Origin of the sequence: Roseivirga sp. UBA838 (assembly GCF_002296035.1) — a bacterium.
Lineage (GTDB): Bacteria > Bacteroidota > Bacteroidia > Cytophagales > Cyclobacteriaceae > Roseivirga > Roseivirga thermotolerans.
Genome location: NZ_DBHC01000008.1, coordinates 144,545 through 162,431, shown reverse-complemented (window position 1 = coordinate 162,431; position 17,887 = coordinate 144,545). Strand labels below are relative to the sequence as shown.

16 protein-coding genes and 1 riboswitch are annotated in these 17,887 nt (G+C 44.8%); of the genes, 8 read left to right on the top strand and 8 right to left on the bottom strand.

What is annotated here, in order from left to right; translation table 11 throughout:
• The first annotated feature begins 209 nt into the window (after window positions 1–209).
• The 3 genes from B3O12_RS02630 (at window position 210) to B3O12_RS02620 (ending at window position 1,741) form a co-directional block, all read left to right on the top strand.
• Window positions 210–404 carry a general stress protein CsbD gene (locus tag B3O12_RS02630; protein WP_189631572.1) on the top strand — a complete coding sequence of 65 codons (195 nt, stop codon included), beginning with the start codon at window positions 210–212 and terminating at the stop codon, window positions 402–404.
• A 6-nt stretch (window positions 405–410) separates the two neighbouring features.
• Window positions 411–1,310 carry a mechanosensitive ion channel family protein gene (locus B3O12_RS02625; RefSeq protein ID WP_229838761.1) on the top strand — a complete coding sequence of 300 codons (900 nt, stop codon included), beginning with the start codon at window positions 411–413 and terminating at the stop codon, window positions 1,308–1,310.
• Between the two features lie 65 nt (window positions 1,311–1,375).
• Window positions 1,376–1,741 carry a hypothetical protein gene (locus B3O12_RS02620; protein WP_189631571.1) on the top strand — a complete coding sequence of 122 codons (366 nt, stop codon included), beginning with the start codon at window positions 1,376–1,378 and terminating at the stop codon, window positions 1,739–1,741.
• 73 nt (window positions 1,742–1,814) lie between these two features.
• On the opposite strand, the gene B3O12_RS02615 is transcribed toward B3O12_RS02620, so the two are convergent.
• Window positions 1,815–1,976: a DUF1328 family protein gene (locus B3O12_RS02615; RefSeq protein ID WP_189631570.1), complete on the bottom strand. Its 162-nt coding sequence runs from the start codon at window positions 1,974–1,976 to the stop codon at window positions 1,815–1,817.
• A gap of 276 nt (window positions 1,977–2,252) precedes the next feature.
• Between B3O12_RS02615 and B3O12_RS02610 the strand changes: the two genes are divergently transcribed.
• Window positions 2,253–3,077: a universal stress protein gene (locus B3O12_RS02610; RefSeq protein WP_286755193.1), complete on the top strand. Its 825-nt coding sequence runs from the start codon at window positions 2,253–2,255 to the stop codon at window positions 3,075–3,077.
• Between the two features lie 5 nt (window positions 3,078–3,082).
• Here B3O12_RS02610 and B3O12_RS02605 read toward each other — a convergent pair whose 3' ends face one another.
• Genes B3O12_RS02605 through B3O12_RS02595 form a run of 3 tightly spaced genes read right to left on the bottom strand, consistent with a single transcriptional unit; the run spans window position 3,083 to window position 5,703 of the window.
• Window positions 3,083–3,940: an aldose 1-epimerase gene (locus B3O12_RS02605; RefSeq protein WP_286755192.1), complete on the bottom strand. Its 858-nt coding sequence runs from the start codon at window positions 3,938–3,940 to the stop codon at window positions 3,083–3,085.
• 28 nt (window positions 3,941–3,968) lie between these two features.
• Window positions 3,969–4,742, bottom strand: coding sequence for an HAD-IIA family hydrolase (locus B3O12_RS02600; RefSeq protein ID WP_189631567.1), 774 nt, complete (start codon window positions 4,740–4,742; stop codon window positions 3,969–3,971).
• Window position 4,743: 1 nt separating this feature from the next.
• Entirely contained in the window at window positions 4,744–5,703 is a 960-nt protein-coding gene (locus B3O12_RS02595; RefSeq protein ID WP_286755191.1) for a Gfo/Idh/MocA family protein, read from the bottom strand.
• Between the two features lie 239 nt (window positions 5,704–5,942).
• Between B3O12_RS02595 and B3O12_RS02590 the strand changes: the two genes are divergently transcribed.
• Complete coding sequence (locus tag B3O12_RS02590) at window positions 5,943–9,023, top strand: cadherin domain-containing protein (RefSeq protein ID WP_286755190.1); 3,081 nt, start codon at window positions 5,943–5,945, stop codon at window positions 9,021–9,023.
• Window positions 9,024–9,152: 129 nt separating this feature from the next.
• On the opposite strand, the gene B3O12_RS02585 is transcribed toward B3O12_RS02590, so the two are convergent.
• The 4 genes from B3O12_RS02585 to B3O12_RS02570 all read right to left on the bottom strand — a co-directional run bounded on the left by B3O12_RS02585 (window position 9,153) and on the right by B3O12_RS02570 (window position 14,361).
• Window positions 9,153–10,019, bottom strand: coding sequence for a sugar phosphate isomerase/epimerase family protein (locus tag B3O12_RS02585; RefSeq protein ID WP_286755189.1), 867 nt, complete (start codon window positions 10,017–10,019; stop codon window positions 9,153–9,155).
• Window positions 10,020–10,588: 569 nt separating this feature from the next.
• On the bottom strand, window positions 10,589–11,893 hold the full coding sequence (gene nqrF / locus B3O12_RS02580) for an NADH:ubiquinone reductase (Na(+)-transporting) subunit F (RefSeq protein ID WP_189631563.1): 1,305 nt from the start codon (window positions 11,891–11,893) through the stop codon (window positions 10,589–10,591).
• A gap of 126 nt (window positions 11,894–12,019) precedes the next feature.
• Window positions 12,020–13,297: a homoserine dehydrogenase gene (locus B3O12_RS02575; RefSeq protein ID WP_286746019.1), complete on the bottom strand. Its 1,278-nt coding sequence runs from the start codon at window positions 13,295–13,297 to the stop codon at window positions 12,020–12,022.
• Window positions 13,294–14,361, bottom strand: coding sequence for a homoserine O-acetyltransferase family protein (locus tag B3O12_RS02570; RefSeq protein ID WP_286755188.1), 1,068 nt, complete (start codon window positions 14,359–14,361; stop codon window positions 13,294–13,296). The genes B3O12_RS02575 and B3O12_RS02570 overlap by 4 nt, the downstream gene beginning before the upstream one ends.
• 158 nt (window positions 14,362–14,519) lie before the next feature.
• Window positions 14,520–14,646, bottom strand: a riboswitch (SAM riboswitch).
• A gap of 123 nt (window positions 14,647–14,769) precedes the next feature.
• Here B3O12_RS02570 and B3O12_RS02565 point away from each other — a divergent pair.
• The 3 genes from B3O12_RS02565 to B3O12_RS02555 all read left to right on the top strand — a co-directional run bounded on the left by B3O12_RS02565 (window position 14,770) and on the right by B3O12_RS02555 (window position 17,844).
• Window positions 14,770–15,666: a LysR substrate-binding domain-containing protein gene (locus B3O12_RS02565; RefSeq protein WP_286755187.1), complete on the top strand. Its 897-nt coding sequence runs from the start codon at window positions 14,770–14,772 to the stop codon at window positions 15,664–15,666.
• Window positions 15,667–15,728: 62 nt separating this feature from the next.
• Window positions 15,729–16,910: a threonine synthase gene (locus tag B3O12_RS02560; protein ID WP_286755186.1), complete on the top strand. Its 1,182-nt coding sequence runs from the start codon at window positions 15,729–15,731 to the stop codon at window positions 16,908–16,910.
• Between the two features lie 13 nt (window positions 16,911–16,923).
• Complete coding sequence (locus tag B3O12_RS02555; protein WP_286755185.1) at window positions 16,924–17,844, top strand: YeiH family protein; 921 nt, start codon at window positions 16,924–16,926, stop codon at window positions 17,842–17,844.
• Window positions 17,845–17,887 lie beyond the last annotated feature (43 nt).

Genomic DNA, 17,887 nt, shown 5'->3' with positions numbered 1-17,887 from the left:
TTTGAGTCAACCTTTTGTATTAGTGAGGTTAATAAGTAGACAGAGCCCTTCGGAGCATTTGTTCCGAAGGGTTTTTTGTGGATAATATTCCACACTTGCTCACGCCAATATTCTACACAGCAAAGGCCTTCAACCTCACAGAAAACACCAAAACGCATATTTCGGGATTGGTATGGATTTTTTGAGCCTTATGGCGAATTAGAATACCAATGAAACGATTTCTCGAAAGTAACTGGTCACAAATAGCCCCACGGCTCAGAAGTCGCTACGGCCAGCTGAGCGAACGTGATTTGCATTGGGAAGATGGGGAAGAGAATGAGCTGCTCCGAAGGTTAGAGCGTAAGCTCGATTGCGACAGACAAGAGCTCTTTCGTGAGATGAAAGCATTAATAACCAAAAAATAAAACACTGTGGATTTTAACATATCAAAAGCAATCAACATAGTAATAGAGAAGGTAGAAGGATGGCTCGAACTACTTACCAATATGCTGCCCAATTTTGTGGTGGCCATTTTAGTGCTCGTTCTCTTTTATTTTCTTTCTAAAATGGTGAGGTATGGAGCCCGAAAAGTTATGGCCCGATTTATTGAACAGCCTGCCATAATTGGTCTTCTTTCTACCATTATTTCCATTCTGGTCATTGGCTCTGGGTTGGTTATAGCCCTTAACCTGTTGCATTTGAGCAAGGCAGTTACCTCCTTACTAGCCGGTGCAGGTATTGCCGGTTTGGCTATTGGATTCGCCTTTCAAGACATTTCTGCCAATTTTATTTCAGGAATAATTATGGCCTTTAAAAAGCCGCTGAGTGTGGGCGATATTATAGAAACTAACGGCTATATGGGCTTTGTCAAAGACATACAGTTAAGAGCTACCGTTATAGAGACATTTCAGGGCTTACACGTCATAATTCCTAACCGACTGGTTTTTCAGAATGCGCTCACCAACTATACCAAAACTTATAGGCGTAGGGTAGACCTTTCCGTTGGAGTTTCTTATGGCGATAACCTGGAGCGAGTTAAAGAAATAGCCAGAGAAGCCGTTCTCAAAAATGAATACCTCACTTCAGAAAAAGACGTAAACGTGGTTTTCGAAGAGTTTGGCGACTCCTCCATCAACTTTAGGGTAATGTTCTGGATCAACTACTCTCCACAAGACCCCAACTACCTGCAGGCCAGGAGCAGCGCAGTAATGGAAATTAAAAAAGCCTTCGATGCCAACGATATTACCATTCCATTCCCTATTCGTACGCTCGACTTTGGTATTAAGGGAGGCGAAAAACTAAACGGCCACCTTAAGGAGCTCCAAGCCTGAACAGCCAGAGTGGTACGACCTTTGAAACTTTAGCAAACATCATTTAAACCAAAAAGAAAATAAACATGAAACGATTAACCGTAACTATTTTATCAATTGCCTTGGTCACTATGGGTATTGTGGCCTGCGGCAACTCATCAAAATCTGAATGGGAGAAAGAAAAGGCCGAGATTCAAGCAAAGATAGATGAAGCTCTGGCCGATGTGGGTAACGCCCTGGAAGAAGTAAACGCAGACTTAAAAGATGCTTCGGAAGATGTGGCCGAAAATCTAAGAGAAAAGAAAGATGAATTGCTCGACCGTAAGTCTGCTTTGGAAAGAGCCAAAGAAGACGTGGCCAATGCCACAGAAGAGACCTGGAACGACACCAAAAAGTGGGTGGAAAGTACGTTCAATGATATTGAAGACTTCTTTAAATCAGGCAATGGCTAAAATTACCCCTAAGCATAAAAAAGAGGCTGACTCGTGGTAACGAGACAGCCTCTTTCGTTTAAACCCCTGAGGGTTAGTAGCCCAGTAGCTGTAAAAACAGCGATATCACAAAAAGGACTACGAATATGAAGAACAGGAATTTGGCAATTTTAGAAGAGGCTGTAGCCACACCTCTGAAACCAAACAAACCTGCTATGATGGCTACAATAAAGAATATAATGGCCCATGTAAGCATAGTTTCAAAAGTTTTAGTTGAACATAGTGTGTGCGCCTTGCACACCTTATTGATTTCAAAAATTCAACCAAAACAACAGACCATGTGTATGTGGCTGAAGGGGCAGCTTGTATCTCAAAGCCTTTTCAAATTGAGAAATCCGCTGTCAGAAATAGAATTATTGCAGGCGTTGAAGCCCGACAGGGAAAACACAAATCATTTTTTTTGATGATTTAGATCAGCCAATAAGAAAGGAATTGAAAGTAGATTGAAGTACACTTAAAAAAGGAGGTTGTTATGAAAAAGATTGTTGTACCCATAGATTTTTCTGCCTGCGCCAGAAATGCGTTGGCCAATGCCATTAAGATTGCCGAGCGGGCCAACTTTGAGTTGGTGTTGTTTCACTCGGTAGTCATGCCTCTTGGCTTTGCAGAGGGAGCTCCCGTGGCAGGTGTAGAATACGGTTTAGATGAGCTGCAGGAAAGAGCCCAGGCCGATATGAATAAGTTGGTTGAAGACTTTCCGCAGTTGGAAAAGCTCAAACACAAAATACATATACTCTATGGCCCTCTGCACGAAGGCATCAATGAAATTAATGATGAAGGGCAGGTGGCCATGGTAGTTATGGGCACCCATGGTGCTACCGGCTTTGCCAGAGCACTAATTGGTAGCAATGCCTACCATGTAATGAAACACGTGCCTGTGCCTGTAATCGCTCTGCCGGAAGATGCCGACATTACGCGAATGACTCACATTGGTTTGGCCGGAGACTTCTTATCTGTTCCAAACCCCGATCTTATTCATGTAGTAGTCGATTTGGCCAAAGCTTTCTATGCTCAAATTCATGTCATTCATATCGATACCGGTGAGGTTGATAAGAAAGACCAGATAGATATTGCCAGACGAATGGAAAAATATGTGAAGCATACCAATCATAGTTTTCATTTTAGAAAGTATGAAGATGTGGAGGAAGGACTGCAACAAACAGCCAAAGAGCTTAACATACACCTGTTGGTAATGATTGCCCGTCATCATGGTTTCTTTGAGCGACTACGCCACAGCAGTCACACCAAAAAAATGGTATTAGATATACCGCTTCCTCTAATGGTCTTGCACGAATAGGAACCTTAGAAAAACCTAAGCCCCATTTGGAGCCTCCAGCTTTGCCGGGGGCTCAGTACTTTCAGGCCAATGCCGTTATTGAGTGCATCTATGGCACAGGTCATGGGTTCTAAGGCAATAGCGTCTTCGCGCGTTTTATAAACCTGCAGAAAAGGAAAGTTAAAGTCTTGCCAGAGCTCCAGGGTACCCTGATTGGGGAAGCTGAGGAACACACCGTTTTTCTCTTCCATTTTTAGAAGCCGAAAGCAGGTGTCGAAGCGATGCCCATGGAGCCATTCAAAATTTTTAAAGTCGTTAAAAGGCCTTTCCTTACCTGTGGGCAACATGAGCTCATCAACCTCCATCTGCGTCACAGGAGGGAGTTTGAGACGGGCAGATGGTGTCATACTCAGGTTGAAATAAGGATGCCAGCCCAGTCCACAGGGCATATCTGCTTCTCCCAGATTTACCACTTCAATGCTCAGTATCAGCTCGGCCTCGCCCTTTAGTTGGTAGCAGAGCCGGAGTTCGTAGGGAAAAGGGAAACCCGGTTGGTCACCTTCGTAGGAATAGGCCAGTTCCAGACAGTTATCTTCTTTTCGGGCTATCTTAAAGGCCTGGTCATGCACTAGCCCGTGCAATGCATTTGGTAACCCATCCAGATCGTTAGTGGCTAGTTCATACCTGCTCCCCTGAAACTGGTAGCGGCCTCCGCTGACCCTGTTGGGAAAGGGAAATAGCCAGGAACCTTCGAACAGATAGGTTTTACTGTGGTGAATTAGGGGCAGGAGGTTTTGCCCCTTGCGGCAGGTCCACTGCATAAGTCCAGCTCCCCGTTTACAGTCCACTACTATGCTGTTTCCGTTATACGATAATTCTTCCATAAGGCATGCGCTTGCTCATTTTCAAAGTCTACCACCAGGGAAGGGGCAACTTTAGGTCGGCAATGGAATCAATCACTAAATCAGGTTTAAAAGGATAATCGTTGAGATCGTCTATTTTGGACATACCACTAAGGGTAAGTATCGTATTGTAGCCCACTTGAACACCTCCCTGAATATCTGTGGCCAAGGTGTCGCCAATCACTGTTACTTCTTCCGTAGCCAGTCCAATGTGTTTTCTGGCCTGGCGCATCATTACAGGGCTGGGTTTGCCTACAGAGAAAGCAGTTTTACCGGTGGCAGCTTCTATCATAGCTACAATACCCGCAATGCCCAGATTATTCCAGCCCGGCTTGCGGGGAGACGGATCCAGATTAGTTGCAATAAGCTTGGCTCCATCCAGAATAAAGTCAATAGCCTTTCTCACCATCTCAAGCGTAAAGTTGATGCCTTCGCCTACCACCACAAAGTCCGGGTCGTTCTGCACCAGTGTAAAACCATGCTCATGTAGACTGGAAATTAACCCCCCTTCTCCCAGTACATAGGCCGTGCCTTTGGGAAACTGCTGCCCCATGAAATGAGCCGTTGCCATGGCTGATGTATACACATTTTCTGGCTCTACATAAATGCCCATTTTAGATAGTTTACGCACCGCATCCAGAGGAGTACGCTGGCTGTTGTTTGTCATAAAAGTGAAGGGAATGCCTTCCTTTTGCAGTGTTTTAATGAATTTGTCAGCTCCGGGAATCATTTTGTTTTCCACATAAATAACCCCGTCCTGATCGATTAAGAATCCTTTTGGCATTTTATACTTCTTTGAAAATATGACCACGAATTTTTTCTACCAGTTGCGCACTTTTCAGGCTTTCATTCAGCGAAACCCTGGCCGATTGCCTGTCGCCACGTCTTATACAGTCTCTCACTTCTATAATTTCATGGGCATAACCAGTACTTAAAAAAGGCAACTCTACTTTTTCTATCACATCGCCTTTTACTATCTCAAAACTTTGTGCTTTCCAAAAGAGAGGCAGGCGTATAAATCCGTCTTGTCCGTATATGCAGGCCTCTTTGTTTGTGCCTGTGGTTACACTGGCAAAAAGCTGAGCCAGGGCTCCCTCTGGGTAAGAAAGTTGTACCTGTACACTTTCATCAACTCCTGTACGGCCAACCCGGGCCGTTACCTGAATCTGCTCAGGGTGCCAGCCAAAAAGATCGGCAGCCATAGTTAAAGGATACACTCCCACATCGAAAAAGGCCCCTCCGGCCAGCTCAGGATTCAATAAACGACCGTGCGCGGTAAGCTTATCTTCAGACCTAAAGCCAAAACTGGCTGTGAGGTAATTAAGCGGCCCAATAGCGCCTGCTTTTGCTCTTCTCAAGGCTTCATTATAGGCCGGTAAAAAGCGTGTCCACATGGCCTCCATTAGAAACTTGCCCGATGCTTCGGCCACCTCCGTCATTTTTCTTATTTCATGGCTGTTAACCCCCATGGGTTTTTCGCAAAGCACATGCTTGCCGGCTTTAAGAGCCGCAATGGTGTTTTCACAATGAAAATTGTGGGTGGTGCTTATATAAACCACATCCACTTTTGGGTCTTGTAGCAGAGCCTCATAGCTGTCATAAACCTTTACATGAGGAAACTCCTGCTGCAAAGTCTGTGCATTCGAACGCGATGCAAAGGCATAAGGTACTTCGCCTTCAACAGCCAAAAGACTCTCTAAAAACTTGCGGGCAATTCTTCCAAAACCAATAAATCCCCAGTTCATATTTCTAAGTTCTGTATTTCTGGCAATAAGCCTAAGGAAAATATTTAATTCTTGTTTTGTCCCTTTTAGGTATGAATTTGCCGGTTTTCGAGCGATAGCTTTAAGGCCTGCCAACGGGAAAAAGTAGGGTAATTTTTAGCTTGTTCGTATGATTGATGTACAACACAGAGGCCTATCAGAGTACTGTGCTCCTAAAGTGAGCAATAATTGTTAAATTTTATTGACCAAACGACACGACCATGAAATCACTTCATTTTTCATGCAGGGAATTTTTTTGCCTTATACTGCTTGTCCTCCTTTTGCCGCTGCATACATATGCCAATAACACCCCGGCATGGGCACAAAATCTGGAATTCGAGTTTTTGACCCAGCGTACCATTCGTTGGTCGCTCGATGGGCAACCAAAACTTAGAGTTCAAATAACCAACAATGGAAACGATGCAGTAACCAATATTGCTTTTGACTTTAGGGCCGATGATCAGCCACAAAACTTTCCCGGCTGTGCCACTTTTCCTAATGGAGGCTTTATTAATCTGGAACCTGGTGAGTCTACCGTAGTTTCTGTATGGTCCAATTGCTATTTTGGCGATGGTCTTCAGTTACCTCAGGGTACTTCTGAGCATGTGGGTGAATTCAGGTTTGAAAAGGCAGGAGAGCAATTTGCCTTGAGAGAATCTTTTACCATAATAAACGATGGCGGCCGAACAGAGCCGGCACTAACGGATGGTGATAATATGACTATTGCCGGTACCATTCGAATAGCCGGAGGCTATATGCCGCAAGCCAACCTGAAGGTTAAAACTATTAAAAGCCAGGAGTACAGTGTAGAAACCCGGCCTGCCGGAGAAGGACTCCTTAGCTTTGAGTTTGAGGCTGCCGACCGATCTGACTGGTTTTTGGTTTTGAGTGGAAATGTGCAGGATATGCCCAATGTAAATTTCCCTAACAAAACAGTTAAAGTAGCCTCTTTTGACGACCCGACAAAAATTGAGATTGATTGGGCTCCTCTAGACTATGAGTATCAGGTGGAGTTCAGTCTTACACAAGCCATTGTAACCCCCACCGGCTTTTGGAGGGGGGCGGTTTCAGAGCAAGAAAGAACAGTCGTGTTTATTCCTGGCCAGGAAAATTGGTTCGGAAATTCCGATACAGAGAAAAACGTCTACAGGGTTCAGTCCACCATTTACAAATACAATTTTGATGGACAAAAACTATGGGAGTATCAGCCCGGATACGAATGCTGGGGAGGCGATATGAGCCCTGATGGTTCTAAAGTAGTCTATCAACTTGTTCCAAATGGTGGAACTTACGGTGTTGGAGTGCTCAATGGAGAAGATGGCTCTCTGCTTTGGAAGAAAGAATTTACTCAGCTTAATTCTTCTGCCAGGGCTATAGAAGGTCTTGAGGCGGTTCTCAGTAACGATGCCTCTCTGGTAGCTGTGGGAACGGTACCAACCGGAGTGGTTACACTTTTTGATGCCAATACCGGTGACATTGTCAGGCAGGTGCCTAATGCACCCGATCAGGGAGACAACTGGGGTCAAATACGCTTTCTGGCTTTCGATGAGGCCGATGAGTACCTCTATGTGGGTTCAGGAGATAACCACCTGAGAAAGGTGAGGGTGGCCGATGGACAACTCATCTGGAAGGCATTTATTGGTGGCTGGCCTTTTGTAAATGGGCTTAAATTTTCATCGGATGGTTCCTTTATAATTACCGGCACCAAATCGTTCGACCAGGCGCGTGTAGATGTGGCTACAGGAGAAACGGTTTGGATTAACGATACAGGTTCGCTCGAAGCAGAGCTTTCTGATAACGATCGGTATGTGGTGAATTTTGGCGGAGACATGATGGATGCTGAAACAGGCGAATACATTGCCTTTTTGAGGCAAGGAGCTGAAACTCACTTTTTTGCCAACGATGAACTGGTGGCCAAGCTGGATCGCAATGTCCAGGTCTTTTATCAGAACGGGAAACAAATGATGGGCTCGGAGCCAAGTGGCGGAGGCCAGGGTGGAGGGGAGCAGTCGCAATGGTCTTACATGAGTGCCGATGGATCGCTGGCCATTATTGCCTATCGTGATATGGTAACCGATCCGGGGAATCAGGTAGGAATAGCTTTCTACTCGGGGGCCGTAGAACGGGTAAGTCTGGATCCGAACGATGATCCCACAGATATTTCGCTCAGTGCGGCCAGTCTGGACGAAAACAACGAAAGCGGAGCAGAGATTGGCCTGCTTGCAGTAACAGACCCGGATTCGGAAGATACCCATGAGCTGGTGCTTGTAGAAGGAGCTGGAGACAACGATAAGTTTGCCATTGATGGCAATAAACTGCTGGCGCAAGAGGTACTCAATTATGAAGAAAAGAGCCGTTATACTGTAGTCATAAAAGCAACCGACTCTAATAACGCTTCTTTTGAAAAGAGTTTTATTGTAACGGTCAATGACATCAACGATGCGCCAACAGGTATTGAGCTGAGCGAGGATGAGGTGGCTGAGAATCTGGATGCAGGAGCAACCGTGGGTAGCTTATCGGCTACGGACGATGACGCGAATGATACCCACACCTTTAGCCTGGTTTCCGGACAAGGTGATACGGATAATGCTTCGTTTACCATTGAGGGAGGAGTAATTAAAACTGCTGATCTTTTCAACTTTGAGGCAAAAAACGAGTACTCGATTTTAGTGAGAGCGGAAGATAGCGAAGGGGCAACCTTTGATCAGCAACTCACAATTGCCATTACCAATACCAACGATGCACCTACAGATATTGCACTGAGTAACGCGACCGTTCAGGAGCAACAAGATGCGGGCACTGAGGTAGGAACCTTTTCAACAACCGATGAAGACGCTGAAGACACCCATACCTATTCGCTAGTGGCGGGCGATGGCGACACCGATAACGCCAGCTTTTCCATAGCAGAAAACAGCCTGCTCACCACGGCCTCCTTCGATTTCGATTCGCAGTCTTCTTACTCCATTCGGGTTCGCTCGGCCGATGCTTCCGGACAAGCGGTAGAAAAAGCTTTTACGGTAACCGTTGAAGTAATTACCGGCCTGGAGGTTGATCCTGAAATTCTGGAAGGCGCTTATCCCAATCCCGTATCGGATGTGATTACCATTAAAATGGCCTCGCAAGCCTTTCCATTTCAGATGTCAATGTTCGATTTGGCAGGGAATACCGTATTGCCTACGCAAGAGGTACAGGCAAAGGAGTCGCAAATCAATGTTTCTCGTTTTCAGGAGGGCATATATTTACTGAGCATTCGAGATGCCAAGGGCAAGGTAGTACGCAAAAAAATTCTGGTGGTGCGCTAAGCAAGCTCCTATTTCGTACTGCATGTGCCGATTGGTAACTGAAAAATAAATCCTTCATTCTAAAAAGAGTTTCTCGCTCTAATTGGAATGAAGGATTAAATGGATTATTCCATCAACCTTCGGTTAGACTTAGCCTTTAACCAATTTGCTCAAATAATCGGCATTGTCTTTTGCGCTTTGCAGGGGTGTAGTGCCATCGTATTTCTCCTGTTCAACTATGAGGTGTTCCATTCCATATTGCCTGGCGGCTTTCAGAATGGCTGGGTAGTCGATGCTACCAGTACCCAAAGTGCAGCTGGCATCGTGGGTGGTTGCATTTTTCTCCCGGTCTTTCACATGCGAAAGCTTAAATCGGTTGGGGTATTTTTTCATCCATTCTATGGGATCTTCATTGGCCGTTACCACCCAGTATATGTCCATTTCAAAGTCTACCAGATTGGTGTCAGAGTCTTTCATAAAAATGTCTTGAGGATACACCCCGTCTAACTGGGTAAAACTGTAGGCATGGTTGTGGTAGGCAAAACGCAGACCATTGGCTCGGCATATTTCCCCTTTCCGGTTAAAATCTTCAGTAGCACTTTTATATTCATCGAGCGTTTGCATACTTCGCCAGGGGCAAATGAGGTACTTCATGCCAATTTCTCCCGCTTCGGCCGCTTTGCGTTCAAAGTCTTTGTCAATGTCGCAATGGCTGGCCACTATTTCCATACCCAGCTCGCCCATGTAGGCTTTAAACTCTTTATTGGTCATGCCCCAAAACATGCCTTGAGGTCCCTCGTAGCTTTCTATTTGCTTATAGCCAAAAGAGGCCAACTGAGCTAATACTCCTCTGGGGTCTTTGGGAAAATCTTCGCGTAAGGTATATAGCTGAATACCAAAAGCATTGCTTGCGGTTACTTCAGCTTCTTTCTCGGTAGCGCAGGCATAGGGCGCTAGTGCCAGACCGGCTGCAAAACCACCGGCTTTTTTCAAAAAGTTTCTGCGTTTCAGTGTCATAGTATTAAGGTTCAGTGTTGAATATACAAAATGACTACATTAATTAGATGAAGCTAAGAATAGTTGGCCCTTTGTAGTATGCTTTTCCCTTTTGTATCCCTGTTTCTGGCATTCTTGTTTATGATAGTAAAGATTGTATTGCATATATACTATTTACTCAAGGGAGGGGAAATAAAGGGAGTTGATGATTTTACCTCTGGACACTTTTTGGAAGTGTTTGGCCCTTGGTTTATGAGGTACAGGCTTTTGGAGAATGAGGTTGAGGGGCTAAGAGAGAAAGCTCTCTGAGTGAAGGTCTTCGTAGGGTTGTATTACTTCGCTCTCCTTTTATTTGTTCTGAGTATCAGTTTGTGGTGAGAAGTTCGATAAGATCAGGCTTGCCATGCATCTTGTCTGCCTATGTGGATGTCTAAGTCTGATTGTTTTCATTCTGAGCGATGTCGAAGGATCTGCTCATTGTTTGTAACTGGCTAGTATCTGTGTGGTAGGTAAACTTGTGTTGTGGAAAAATGAATAACAAAAAAGCCATCTGCTTTCACAGATGGCTTTCAATATTTTGTTGGGTTTATTTAACCTCCGAAGTCGTCAAAAGAAACGTTTTCATCAGGCACACCCCAATCGTCACACATTTTGAGAACCGCTGCGTTCATCATTGGAGGTCCGCAGAAGTAGAATTCTATTTCTTCAGGGGCATCGTGTTTGCTCAAATACTGGTCTATAACCGCCTGGTGAACAAAGCCGAGGAAACCGTCTCCTTCTTTATCGTGAATATCTTTCTTCACTTTCCAGTTGTCTTCAGGAAGAGGCTCAGAAAGCACCACAAAGAACTGGAAGTTAGGGAACTCTCTTTCTATTTTCCTGAAATCTTCCAGGTAGAAAAGCTCTCTCTTAGATCTACCACCGTACCAGTAGGTTACTTTTCTTCCGGTTTTTAGGGTGTGGAAGAGGTGGAAGAGATGAGATCGCATTGGAGCCATGCCGGCACCACCACCAATGTAGAGCATCTCTGCATCGGTAGGCTTAATAAAGAACTCTCCGTAAGGTCCTGAAATGGTTACTTTGTCGCCAGGCTTTCTGGTAAATACATAAGAAGAGCAGATACCCGGATTCACATCCATCCATTTGTTGTTTGCTCTGTCCCAAGGTGGGGTAGCAATACGGATGTTCAGCATAATGATGTTTCCTTCAGCCGGGTGGTTGGCCATAGAGTAAGCTCTGAACACGGGTTCTTTATTCACCATTTTCAGATCCCACAGGTTAAACTTATCCCAGTCGCCCTTAAACTTGTCCGGGCCGGCAGGGTCTTCCGGATGAGGTTTTATGTCAATATCCTTAAAGTCGCAGGTAATTGGCGGAACGTCTACCTGAATATAACCTCCCGCTTCGAACTCAAGGTGTTCTCCTTCAGGAAGCTTCACCACAAATTCTTTAATGAAAGATGCCACATTGTAGTTAGAAACTACTTCGCATTCCCATTTCTTAATACCGAAGATTTCTTCCGGTATTTCAATGCGCATATCCTGCTTCACTTTTACCTGGCAAGAAAGTCTAACACCTTCTTTTTGTTCGGATCTGCTCAAGTGGCCTACTTCTGTAGGCAACACATCTCCTCCTCCTTCTTTCACTGTACACTTGCACATGGCGCAAGTTCCTCCACCACCACATGCGGATGGGAGGAAAATCTTCTGACCCGATAGTGTGTTCAAGAGGGTAGAACCTGCCGAAGCAATTACGGGATTCTTCTCATCTCCGTTGATGATGATTTTAACGTCTCCCGACTGCACCAGCTTTGATTGTGCATAGAGCAGAATCAGAACCAATAGCAAGATTACCACAGAGAACGCAACTATTGAAGTAATAATGATAGATGACATCTACTAAGCGATTTTAAATCAATATTTTGTGTTATAGCCAGACTGGCCGTTAGGGCTACAAATATATTGACTAAAAGATTAAATCAGTAAGAGAACCTGAAAAAAGATAGTTGTCCGGAAAATGGCCTAAACAGTGATTCTTTCCCTGATTTTTTGTCCTTTCTTTAGTTCTGAAATTTCCTCTTTTAAGTCAGATACACACAGGTTGCCCAGACTGGTCTGACATGCTTCTGCTGTGAGAACTACATTAATATTGGGATTGTTTTGCCATTGGCTTTGCTGAAGCTTGCCAATACAAACGTGCCCCACAATATAGCAGTGATCAAAGCTGAAGTATTTCTCCTGAATGTTTTCAAAGTCGGTAAGATCTACTTCTTCCGGTGAATTATAGCTGACATATACTTGCACGGGCGATTGATTACTGAAAGGTAGCTGACCTAAGTTATAGTGTTTTTTATACTCATACTTATAGTCGTAGCTCAATGCCGATATATCGGAGAGTACGGCTGCTCCGGTTGGCAAGCTTCCGGCTCCTTTGCCAATGAATAATTGTTCATCGCAAAATTCACCATGAATGGTCACTGCATTGAACTCATTTTCAATGCTAGCCAGGCTGTGATTAGGTTCTACAAATTGAGGGATAACAAAGCCATATACTTTGTCACCAATTCTGCGTGCCTGGGCTACCAGCTTAATGGTCAGACCATGAGCTCTGGCATACTCCAGGTCGGCCGCTTTAAGGCGGTCAATACCCAGATTGGTAATGTCGTTTGGGTGCACATGAATGCCAAAGGCATGGGTAAGCAGAATACTTAGTTTGTATTTGGGGTCATAGCCCTGAACATCCAGCGTGGGGTCACTTTCGGCAAAGCCGAGTTCCTGAGCTTGTTTAAGAGCTTTAGGGTAGTCGATCCGTTCATTAAATATTTTAGTGAGGATGTAGTTGGTAGAGCCGTTGAATATGCCTCTAACCTCTAGCAGCGGTTCATGTCCAAAATATTCTTCAAGGGTACGAATAATAGGAATACTGCCGCAGACTGCTCCTTCGTAGAGCACCGCTTTTCCTGTTTGCTCCTGCAGTGCTACCAAAGTCTCCAGGTTTTCGGCCACCATTTTTTTATTGGCCGTAACAACCGATTTCCCCGCTTTGAGTGATTCTGTTACAATGTAAAATGCCGCTTCGGCATCATCAATTAGTTCAACCACTATGTCAATGGTTGGGTCATTGATTATCTCCTCTTTTTTGGTAGTAAAGAGTTGAGCCGGCAGTTTTCTTTTCTTCTCGGGGTTTTTAATGCAGATTTTGCTGATTTCACCCGCAAAGTTTCGGGAGTTATTCAACGTTTCGTAAAGTCCCTGGCCAACACAGCCAAAGCCAAAGAGTCCGATATTGATGTTTTTCATGGGTGCTCGTTTAAGAAGTTTTCGATGTGGGTTGAAATGGTTTTGGCTTCTACTAAAAAGCCATCGTGTCCATAGTTTGAGTCTATAAAAGTGAGTTTTGAATGTTTTATTCCGTGAGCCAGTATTTGCTGGTCGTTGCGGGTAAATAGTAAATCTGAATTAATACCTATCACTAGTGTGTTGGCTTTCACCCGTTTGAGCGCCTGCTGTACTCCGCCTCTTTTGCGACCTACATCGTGTGTGTCCATGCATTTGGAAAGCGCATAGTAGCTGTGTGCATTAAAGCGTTTCTGAAGTTTTAAACCCTGATAGCGTTGGTAGCTCTCGGCATTAAAGCCGTCAATCTTTTCCTGGCCATCCTCCTGATTTTCATTATAGATTTTATCCGTTCGGTAAGAAATCATAGCCATGGCGCGTGCAGCTTCCAGTCCCTTCCAGCCACCTTTTGGCGAGCTCGAGAAAAAACTTGGGTCGGCTTCAATAGCCATGCGTTGAGCAGAACGTATGCCTATTCCCCATGGCGAACTTTTGGCCCCGGCTGCAATAATGCAGAGGTTTTCAAAAAGTGTAGGGCTTTCAATAGCCCACTCCAAAATTTGCTGCCCACCCATGGAACCTCCAAGGCCCAGGTAAATGCGGTTTATGCCCAGATGTTGCCTGAGCTGCTCATGGGCTTTTACCATGTCTCGAATCGTGAGCAATGGAAAGTCTCTCAAATAACGCTCACCGGTGGCAGGGTTGAAGTCTTTAGGCCCTGTACTCCCATAGCATGAGCCTAGTATGTTGGCACAAACAATAAAGTGTTCGCTTGGATTAATGAGGTATTGCTCGCCTACCAGTCCGGGCCACCATTCCAGCGGGTTGGCATTGGCTGTAAGGGCATGGCAAATCCATACGACATTAGATTTACTGGCATTTAGCTTTCCGAAGGTATGATAGGCTATAACCGGATCGGTAAGAAAGCTGCCGTTTTCCAGGCTAAAATCTCCTTTTATAATAAATTGTTGTATAGCGTCTGGCTGAGCACTGGCTACAGCCGACCCTTTAGGGCTTTGAATTAACATGTTCTGAAATGATTTGTGTGAAAAGTGGATTAGAAGGTGTATGGCCTAGGCACAACACATTCGATCAGAACAAATAATGGTAATAAGCGCTGCCTGTTGGGTGGCTTTCACCCAACCTCTGAAAGGTTTTGTAATTGGATTAGAAAGCATGTTTAACCAATTTATATTCTCCCGAATGCCACCTGGCACCCATTTTGGGATCAGGATTTAGCACCTTTTCCCGATGGATCGGGAGTGGTTGCTAGCGCTTCATAGAGCCTGTCTCTCCACGCTTCTTTATAAATCGATTCGTTCCCTTTGAATCGGGATTGAATGACTTGATGGTGCAAACGTAACAGGCGTTTTTCACATTTCAAAACAAGCCAAAGGAAATTTAAGTAAGCTCAAAGAGCTTCTTATATTGCAACCATGCTGTCTGTATCGTATGAAGTATTCTATGCTGTAGCCTGCCACTTGAGTTTTTCTAAGGCGGCCGAGGTGCTATGTATTTCTCAGCCTGCCGTAAGTAAGCAAATAAAAAAGCTGGAATCGCTTATTGAAGTGCCGCTTTTTGAGCGCCAGGGGAATGCCATTGCACTTACTCCTCAGGGCGAAAAAATGCTTACCTATTTAAGAGAAGCCAAGTTGATTCAGAACAGAATGGAGGCAGATGTAGAGATCATAAAAAGCCGGATGACAGCAAAGGCCGAGCTTAAAATTGGAGCTAGCACCACACTTTCGCTTTACGTACTGCCTAGGGTGCTTTCTTCTTTTCGTAAAAAATGGCCGCTGGTTAAAATTACCCTAATCAATCGGAATACGGAAAATGTACTTAAAGCTTTGAAAGCACATGAAATCGATTTGGCGGTGGTAGAAGATAAGCAAGAGTCTAATGCGCTGCATTATGAATTCTTTATGAACGACCGCATTGTGCCAGTGTGTTCTGCGCGTAGTCCTTTTGCCGGACGAGAGGTTTCTATGGATGAGTTTAAGGCCGCACCACTGGCCATGAGAGAGATTGGTTCAGGAACTCTTTCGGCTTGGTCCAGAACCATGTCTAAATGGAATATTAAAGCGAGCGATCTCAATATAAAAGTTAGGCTTGGTGGCACGGAAGTGTTAAAGAACTTTCTTATTGAAGATGATTCTATTGGGTTTCTCTCTCCGCTGGCTATAAAGCGTGAAGTGGCTCTGGGGCTTCTTCAGGAGGTGAATATTCCTGGGTTACTCATAGAGAGAAGCTTTAATTTTGTCACAAGGACGGGAGAAAGCCTCACCGATACCACCCGTGCGTTTATCCGCGAGGCAAAGAGTATTTATAACTAACGGTTATAGGTTGTTACATTAATTCATTTGATTGGTTATGATTGACGATGCAGTTTTGCGGCATGCATCAGTCTATAGCCCCTTCCATTTCACTGGCCACTCATCTGGAGTGCTCTCATTGTAATAAGCACTACCCTCTAAACACTCTTCAGACCTATGCCCACTGTTGCCAGAAACCATTGGTTGCTAAGTATGACTTTGCCCAGTCGCTTCGCCCGGAAGACCTGGCCGGCAGGCCTGCTACCATGTGGAGGTATCAGGAGGTTCTGCCCATTTTGAAGGATGATCATATTGTATCGATGGGTGAAGGGATGACCCCTATTCTTAACCTGAAGAAATTAGCACAGTCCTATGGTTTAGAGTCTTTGAAAATGAAAGACGAGTCGCTGAACCCAACCGGATCGTTTAAAGCACGTGGTTTGAGCATGGCAATTTCTAAAGCCAAAGAGTTTGGAGTGAAACACTGTGTAATTCCTACAGCAGGTAATGCAGGTGGGGCTATGAGTGCATACTGTGCCGCAGCCGGTATGCAGGCTACCGTAATAATGCCAAAGCATACGCCCAGGATTTTCCAGGACGAATGCCGGTATTTTGGTGCGGAGCTAATTCTGGTTGATGGGCTGATTGATCGGTGTGGTGCTTTGGCCGCAAAACTTGAGAAAGAGACCGGAGCGTTTAATATATCTACTCTTAAAGAGCCGTATCGCTTAGAAGGTAAAAAGACCATGGGCTATGAGTTGGTGGAGCAACTCAACTGGAATCTACCCGATGTGATTCTTTATCCTACTGGTGGAGGAACCGGGCTTCTAGGTATTTGGAAGGCCTTTTATGAAATGATGGACTTAGGTTGGCTCGATTCTTCCGCACGATTGCCGCGTATGATTGTTGTGCAGGCTCAAAATTGTGCCCCAATAGTGGATCGATTAAATGGGGTTGACAGGTCAACTAAAGCCTATCGTGAATCGCTGGCCAATGGTTTGGCTGTGCCTACAGCCTTTGGGGAAGATATGATCATGGAAGTTATTTATGAGTCGGGAGGAACGGGTATTGCCATTAGTGAAGAAGAAATGGTTGCAGGAGTAAAAGAAATGGCCGCTTCGGAAGGAGTATTGGTGGCTCCTGAGGGTGCTGCATTGCTTAAGGCTATACCTAAACTAAAAGCATCTCAGCATATTTCTGATACTGACAGCGTACTGATGATCAACACCGGTAGTGGTTATAAGTACTTAGAGAATTTAGACTAGCTAAAACACAGCTATGGGGTTTTGGCAAAAAGGGCTTACGGTTTTGGCTTTACTGCTGTGTTTCGCGCTTGCCTTAGATCCGGCCATATCATTAAGTCTAGGATTCGTTTTTAGAAATAGCCTTGGGGCTGTCTTCGAAAATCAACTGGCCAAGGTCAGACACTTTTTATTGCAAATAGTCATTGTTTGCTTAGGGTTTAGCATAGACCTTAATCAGGTATTTGTCGTGGGCAGTGAAGGCCTTTGGCTCACATCACTTTCGGTGTTGGTGGTTGTTTTGGGAGGAGTGTTATTGGCTTTCCGCCTTGGCTTTAAGGGGAAGTTGCCACAATTAATCACCTACGGAACTGCTATTTGTGGAGGTAGTGCCATTGCTGCCGTGTCTCCCTTGGTTGGGGCTACACCTAAGGATACATCGTCCGCTCTGGGGGTGGTCTTTCTGCTCAACGCTCTTGCTGTTTTTATTTTTCCGGCAGTTGGCGCAGCATTAAACATGAGTAACCATCAGTTTGGATTGTGGTGTGCTGTGGCAATACACGATACGAGTTCTGTAATTGGCGCAGCGGGTGTTTTTGGAGACGAGGCACTTGAGTTGGCAACTACTGCCAAGGTAATGAGGGCGCTGTGGATATTGCCTTTAATTCTTTACTACTCGCTTCGCAAAGGAAGAAACGGTTGGGGTTCTCCGCCACTGTTTATTGTTTTGTTTGTAGCGGCTCTTACGTTGGCTTCTTTTTGCTCTATACCTCCCCATTTAAAGACTTTCACTTTGGGAACTACTAAGTCCTTAATGTCTGCCGTACTTTTTCTAATGGGTGGTTCACTGTCTTTAAATATGCTCAAAAGTTTAGGGGCTAAACCTCTGGTGTATGGAGTGCTTTTGTGGGTTTTTATTGGTTTAGCTTCAGCTTTAGTTATTCAAATAATGTTTTAGGGTTACTTACCTAAGTCGTAAGAAGTATATTTCTGAACCTTGC

Bases quoted from the DNA above. Each gene is read 5' to 3' on its own strand.
- B3O12_RS02630 (WP_189631572.1), top strand. From the start codon at position 210: ATGAAACGATTTCTCGAAAGTAACTGGTCACAAATAGCCCCACGGCTC.
- B3O12_RS02620 (WP_189631571.1), top strand. From the start codon at position 1,376: ATGAAACGATTAACCGTAACTATTTTATCAATTGCCTTGGTCACTATG.
- B3O12_RS02615 (WP_189631570.1), bottom strand. From the start codon at position 1,976: ATGCTTACATGGGCCATTATATTCTTTATTGTAGCCATCATAGCAGGT.
- B3O12_RS02610 (WP_286755193.1), top strand. From the start codon at position 2,253: ATGAAAAAGATTGTTGTACCCATAGATTTTTCTGCCTGCGCCAGAAAT.
- B3O12_RS02605 (WP_286755192.1), bottom strand. From the start codon at position 3,940: ATGGAAGAATTATCGTATAACGGAAACAGCATAGTAGTGGACTGTAAA.
- B3O12_RS02600 (WP_189631567.1), bottom strand. From the start codon at position 4,742: ATGCCAAAAGGATTCTTAATCGATCAGGACGGGGTTATTTATGTGGAA.
- B3O12_RS02595 (WP_286755191.1), bottom strand. From the start codon at position 5,703: ATGAACTGGGGATTTATTGGTTTTGGAAGAATTGCCCGCAAGTTTTTA.
- B3O12_RS02590 (WP_286755190.1), top strand. From the start codon at position 5,943: ATGAAATCACTTCATTTTTCATGCAGGGAATTTTTTTGCCTTATACTG.
- B3O12_RS02585 (WP_286755189.1), bottom strand. From the start codon at position 10,019: ATGACACTGAAACGCAGAAACTTTTTGAAAAAAGCCGGTGGTTTTGCA.
- nqrF (WP_189631563.1), bottom strand. From the start codon at position 11,893: ATGTCATCTATCATTATTACTTCAATAGTTGCGTTCTCTGTGGTAATC.
- B3O12_RS02575 (WP_286746019.1), bottom strand. From the start codon at position 13,297: ATGAAAAACATCAATATCGGACTCTTTGGCTTTGGCTGTGTTGGCCAG.
- B3O12_RS02570 (WP_286755188.1), bottom strand. From the start codon at position 14,361: ATGTTAATTCAAAGCCCTAAAGGGTCGGCTGTAGCCAGTGCTCAGCCA.
- B3O12_RS02565 (WP_286755187.1), top strand. From the start codon at position 14,770: ATGCTGTCTGTATCGTATGAAGTATTCTATGCTGTAGCCTGCCACTTG.
- B3O12_RS02560 (WP_286755186.1), top strand. From the start codon at position 15,729: ATGCATCAGTCTATAGCCCCTTCCATTTCACTGGCCACTCATCTGGAG.
- B3O12_RS02555 (WP_286755185.1), top strand. From the start codon at position 16,924: ATGGGGTTTTGGCAAAAAGGGCTTACGGTTTTGGCTTTACTGCTGTGT.